The sequence below is a fragment of the Kluyvera genomosp. 2 genome, assembly GCF_036759865.1.
GTDB classification, from domain to species: domain Bacteria; phylum Pseudomonadota; class Gammaproteobacteria; order Enterobacterales; family Enterobacteriaceae; genus Kluyvera; species Kluyvera ascorbata_B.
Genome location: NZ_JAPKIA010000037.1, coordinates 1 through 5,344, shown reverse-complemented (window position 1 = coordinate 5,344; position 5,344 = coordinate 1). Strand labels below are relative to the sequence as shown.

At 43.4% G+C, this 5,344-nt stretch carries 10 protein-coding genes; 9 read left to right on the top strand and 1 reads right to left on the bottom strand.

The window, feature by feature from the left end; translation table 11 throughout:
- The 9 genes from V6942_RS23290 to V6942_RS23255 form a co-directional block, all read left to right on the top strand.
- The coding region (locus tag V6942_RS23290; protein WP_333501874.1) for a VENN motif pre-toxin domain-containing protein at positions 1-986 on the top strand (986 nt) is incomplete at its 5' end.
- Positions 986-1,486 carry a contact-dependent growth inhibition system immunity protein gene (locus V6942_RS23285; RefSeq protein WP_333501873.1) on the top strand — a complete coding sequence of 167 codons (501 nt, stop codon included), beginning with the start codon at positions 986-988 and terminating at the stop codon, positions 1,484-1,486. The genes V6942_RS23290 and V6942_RS23285, both read left to right, overlap by 1 nt.
- Positions 1,487-1,657: 171 nt before the next feature.
- Positions 1,658-2,179, top strand: coding sequence for a hypothetical protein (locus tag V6942_RS23280; protein WP_333501872.1), 522 nt, complete (start codon positions 1,658-1,660; stop codon positions 2,177-2,179).
- Positions 2,176-2,532 (top strand): hypothetical protein, encoded by a 357-nt coding sequence (locus V6942_RS23275; protein ID WP_333501871.1) that lies wholly within the window; start codon positions 2,176-2,178, stop codon positions 2,530-2,532. The genes V6942_RS23280 and V6942_RS23275 overlap by 4 nt, the downstream gene beginning before the upstream one ends.
- A 158-nt stretch (positions 2,533-2,690) precedes the next feature.
- A complete protein-coding gene (locus tag V6942_RS23270; RefSeq protein WP_333501870.1) occupies positions 2,691-3,014 on the top strand; it encodes a hypothetical protein in 324 nt (107 codons plus the stop codon).
- Positions 3,011-3,208, top strand: a complete 198-nt coding sequence (locus tag V6942_RS23505) for a polymorphic toxin type 24 domain-containing protein (protein ID WP_420107863.1) — start codon at positions 3,011-3,013, stop codon at positions 3,206-3,208. Before V6942_RS23270 ends, V6942_RS23505 begins: the two co-directional genes overlap by 4 nt.
- Complete coding sequence (locus V6942_RS23265; RefSeq protein WP_333501869.1) at positions 3,205-3,495, top strand: hypothetical protein; 291 nt, start codon at positions 3,205-3,207, stop codon at positions 3,493-3,495. The genes V6942_RS23505 and V6942_RS23265 overlap by 4 nt, the downstream gene beginning before the upstream one ends.
- A 380-nt stretch (positions 3,496-3,875) precedes the next feature.
- Positions 3,876-4,799 (top strand): VENN motif pre-toxin domain-containing protein, encoded by a 924-nt coding sequence (locus tag V6942_RS23260; protein ID WP_333501868.1) that lies wholly within the window; start codon positions 3,876-3,878, stop codon positions 4,797-4,799.
- 9 nt (positions 4,800-4,808) lie between these two features.
- On the top strand, positions 4,809-5,171 hold the full coding sequence (locus V6942_RS23255) for a hypothetical protein (protein ID WP_333501867.1): 363 nt from the start codon (positions 4,809-4,811) through the stop codon (positions 5,169-5,171).
- A gap of 19 nt (positions 5,172-5,190) precedes the next feature.
- Here the strand turns inward: V6942_RS23255 and V6942_RS23250 are convergent.
- On the bottom strand, positions 5,191-5,344 hold a 154-nt coding region (locus V6942_RS23250), incomplete at its 5' end, for a hypothetical protein (protein ID WP_333501875.1).

The window sequence follows — 5,344 nt, the reverse complement described above, 5'->3', positions numbered from 1 at the left end:
TGGCGAGCGTATCAGCGGGCATTGCCGGCGGGCTGGCGGGAGATAGCGCATCGGCAGCGGCAACCGGGGCGAATGCCGGGAAGAATGCGGTGGAAAACAACTACCTCAGTACCGCGCAGTCACTGACCTTTGATAAAGAGCTGGCAGATTGTCGTAAAACAGGTGGTGACTGCCAGTCTGTCATTGATAAATGGAAAGAGATCAGTGACAAACAGAGCCAGCAACTGGACGATACGCTGAAAAATAACCCGGCAGAAGCACTTGCATGGGATAAAGAAAGTGCTGAAGGTGGTCTCGACATGGCGAGCCGTCCGGCCTGGATGAATAATATTCCAGGTGCCGGAGGTATGACTGATGAACAGGCCAGAGCCTATGTTCAGCAATGGAACAGTCAGGATCTGAGTAAGATTGACGACAGCACACCGGGATGGATGCAGTTTGCAGCATTTGCATCAGATCCTGAGAATCAGGCGGTACTTGGGTCATTAGGTCTGCTGGCTAAAGATGTTATTGTTGCTGTCGGTTCCTTTATGGGGCGAAATACTGCGACTGCAACGGTCAGCGCTGCCGATATTAGTCTGAAGTGGGGGCAGGGCAATATGAAGCAAGGCATGCCGTGGGAGGATTATGTTGGAACATCTTTGCCCACAAGTGCGCGGTTGCCACAGAATTTTAAAACATTTGACTACTATGATGTGTCAACAAAAACAGCCGTAAGTGCTAAATCATTAGATACACAGACAATGGCGAAGCTGGCTAACTCTAATCAGGTTTACAGCTCGATCAAAGGAAATATTGATGCGGCTGCAAAATTTGACACGTACACACTCTCACAAAAGACCATTGATTCTTCGATGATAGTTAATAGAGAAATTCAGCTTGCTGTTCCTGCTAATACGACTAAAAATCAGTGGACAGAAATAAACCGAGCCATTGAATATGGCAAGAGTCAGGGTGTAACAGTAAAAGTGACACAGGTGAAATAATGAAATTTAATAAAAATCAGGATTACAGGGCTAGTTGTTACTATACTTCTGAATTTTTGCTTGTTGAGACTCAATCAGGACTAGGTATGGTCGCTGCAGATCCTCTCTTTCCTTCGCATTTATTGCCACCCAATGCCGATAATCAGAGTGTTGGGGAAGTGATTTTACAAGCGTTGTCAGATAGTCGGACATTGACGGTTGAAGAATGCGAGACTTTCTTTAACGTTGAAAAAGGTAAGGAGCAATATGCAGCCTGGATAGCTATGTTAATGGAAAAATATGGCTACAAAACCAAACGTGCATTATTCAAAGATATGAAAAATTGTGGCATTCATTGTGTTAATAATGTCATTACCATCTCACCAACACGTCATGAAAAACTGGAAGGCTGGGGAAGAACTAAAGGCGATAGAATTGAAGATGTAATTCTTTCTATAGACTCATCTCCAGCAGAAATCGGCGCAGGGTTACGATTAGCGCTTACTCGTTGTAAAGGTTAAAAGAGACACTCTATTTTTGTCAAAACATAAGCTCCGGCACAGTTACTAACGATTTATTTTCAGTAAATTGGATAGTTGGTCGGGGCAAAAGGTTGCAGAGCCTGAAACTCGTCAGCAAAAAATAGTTTTAATCTACTAATAGTTTTAATCTACTGAAAAGACAGAAAAAAATTGACTTCGCCTCTGCAGTCTGCGTCAGAGAGGGTCGCTGTTGAGAATAATGCGCTCAGCAAGGAAGATGAAAAGCGTCTGGGGTTACGCTCACTTGATATCATTGATATTAATCCATTGTTCAATCGCACTGCTAAAGTGGTGGATGAGAATGGTGATCCACAGAAAGGTGGTGGTGGGGTTGCTAAAGGTGCCCCTAAAGTCCCATCAAACTTGCAACCATTCGCAAATCCTGCTCAGGGACCTGTTATCCCACAGGGTTGGGTTAGTAAGCCAGGTAGAACACCAGGAAGTACAATTTATTATCCACCAAATACTGACCCGGGCAGTCCAGGAAGCTCATATATTAGAGTGATGCCGCCAGGATCGACCCCGGTTCCTGGGTTAGAAAATGGATACTGGATATCGGTTAAAAATGGTCAGCCAACAAATCCAGCTACAGGTGGCACTGGCACTCGAGGTGAAACGCATGTACCACTACCAGCAGACACTATGCCGCCAAAAAAGGTAAGAAAAATATGATTACTGATGCCGAACTTCATGAATTTGAACAATCTATATTTACCGGAGTAACGGTTGGTGTGGGATCTTTAGTTTTGCTGTTTTCATCAGGCGCTAGGGTAATGATCCAGTGTCCATTTCAGTGCGGGGAAAAAGGACAATTACATACAGGGCATGGTGAGAATTTATCGACCAGTAATTTTTTATTTCCATTACTTAACCAGGTAGTCAGAAGATGTTCTGTTGTGGATGGTGAAATACTGAGACTATCCTTTGATAATGAAAGATATATACAAGTTTTACCTGAAAATAACGGGTTTGAGTCTTATGTTATTACTACAAGTTATGGGGATTACCCCGTAATTAATTACTGAATGGGTTCTAGATCTTGCATTAGGATCTTATCAGTTGCTCTTTAACAATATTGCTGGATAGTGCAACGAACTGAAAAGGCTCGTCGGGGAAAAAAGTTGCCGCGCCGGAAGTACAGCAGAGAAAAACGGTTGTAACTTACGGAAAGCACAGGGAAAAAATGTTATTATCACAGCAACGTGCACAGGATCGAGTTGTTGTTGAGAATAATGCGCTGAGCAAGGAAGATGAGAAACGCCTTGGATTGCGTTCAGTGGATATCATCGATATTAATCCACTGTTCAATCGAACCGCTAAAATTGTGGATGAGAACGGCGATCCGCTGAAAGGTGGTGGTGGGGTTGCTAAAAATACTTCTCCAAGAAATGCCTCCAATTTATCAGGCGGTCCATTAGAAAATGCAACACAAGTCAGTGGTAGATTTAAAATTGAAGGGGGCCTAAGAGCGGAACTGTCTACAGAGCTGATAATCAGGGCAACATAACCAGTTATGCCACTTATGATGCAAATGGCATGATAATTAAGAGGGTTGATGTTTCAGGAGCGGCTCATGGTGGTGTGCCAACTCCTCACGTAATTGAATACGGACGTAACACTCTTCCAAATGGTCAGGTTAGAGTACAGTCACCATCAACAAAATCATTGCCTAGGCCTGTAAAAGTGGATGAAATCCCATGAAAAAAATTTCCCTAATGAAGCAACCATATGATCTGGAAAGATACGAAACATGGAGATCTCAATGGGAAGATCCCGTTTCGGTAGGACTCAATGATTATATAAGTGAATGCTGTCACCCTGAAGATATATTGATAAGTATGCGGTTGTTTATACCTGAATTTATTGCTATTGATGATTGTATTCTTCTTTATGATAGATATGAAGAAAGTAATTTTCTTCAATGGATGGACAAGCTATCAGGAGAAAAAATCAGTGGAAAAAGTTTTGAATCATATACATATTTATGATCTTTTTGGGAGTAACGCGGATAACACTAGTGAATCTATTTTTAAACAAATGTGCAATGCAATGAAATGCTCATGGAGCATAGCCTTAAAAGAAGCTTTTCCAGGAAAAGTATTTGTCGTTGAATCATTTGATGATGATATTGGGTATGGACCATCCTTAACATTTTATCAAAAATAAGATATGCTACCTTAGTTGTTTAAATATATAAACCTGAGAAAATACGAAAGATAATACCGCTGTTAACACGGTGGCCCATGCCATTTTGGGCGGTGCGGTTGCGGCATTGCAGGGTAACAGTGCAGTATCAGGCGCTGCGGGCGCAGCAACAGGTGAGCTGGTTGCACGCGCTATTGCGGATATTTATTACCCTGGCGTGAAGATGTCAGACCTGACGGAGTCGCAAAAGCAGACCATCAGCTCACTGGCGAGTGTATCAGCGGGCATTGCCGGCGGGCTGGCGGGAGATAGTACATCGGCGGCAGCAGCGGGGGCGAGCGCCGGGAAGAATGCGGTTGAGAATAATGCGCTGACAACTGGTTCAGATCTTGGCTTCTGGTTGGGTAACACCCCAGGGTGTGATACTGCCTGTAAGACCGGTATTGCGAAAGGTGTTGCTGAAGGAAATCTGGTGGTGTCAGCAGGCGTTGCTGGAGTGGCTGGCGGTGCACTGATAATAGGATCAACACCGGAAATAGTGGCGGCAGCTAAAGCAGCACTGGAAGGTTGTAAAGCGGCCCCGGCAATCTGTCTGAATAATGCAGGGTTGCAAGTAGCAGAAGGAGTTACACCTGGTGGTGTAGGTGCTGCTGGAGCTATTGGAGTTGGTAAAACGGCCGCAGAGGCGGCGGCGGCGAAAGCAGAAGCTGTTGCGGTTAATGCCGCTAAGAATGCTGGAAAGGGTACAACAGGTTCTTTAAGCGGCCAACCAACTAAACTGCCACCAAATGCTTCAGCAGAAAATATACGTTCACTACAACGAGAAAATGAGGGGGCGGCGATCCTGTCTCAAAATGGTTATCATGTTGAGCAGAATCCGGTAACTCCGGGGGTTAAAAATCCAGATTATAAAATTAATGGTGAGGTGTTCGATAATATCGCCCCTAAAACAAACTCAGTTCGTAATATTTATGACCGAGCTTTAGAAAAAGTGAATAGTGGTCAAACAAACAATGTGGTTATCAACTTGGCAGATACAAAAGCAAGTGTTAGTGATTTGCAAAAACAGTTTAGTGATTGGTCAATCCAAGGGTTAGATAAAGTTATTGTTATCGACCAGTCCGGAAAACCAATCAAAATTAAGTAAGGTGGAAAAATGTCAATTGATATAGCGTGTTACACATCAATAAGTATTGATGAACTGAGGGAAAGACTAAGTGTGGTGAGAGCAAAGTACGACCATCTCTTTGATGGCCCGTATCTTATGTTTGATCCACATACAATTTTAAGTCGCCAACAGCTTGCGCTGATTGATGATCGTGTTGAAAAATACAATCAAGAGACTAAGTTATTAATTGCTGAAGAGTTTGGACTAAAAGAACCAAAGTCTTATTTTTTGATAGCAGTGAATGATAAATCTTTCTCTGAATTAAATACTTCTGGAATAGCAGATGTGTTTAGGCAAGAGTTAGGGGCAGGAAATATAATTGTGCTTTTAAATGGCGAAGATCTAATCTAAATAGCTGCGCCTAATACCCCTACACTTTTGCCAGCCCATGTTTGCCTCCGGGGAATGGACTGGCGGTTTCCATAAAGTGCCGTACCTTTTTCAGCAACAGCCACATTGAACGGCATTTGCAATACGGAAAATCAGCAGCAGGATGTGGCGAACCTGAGCCGTGATACGGAGCA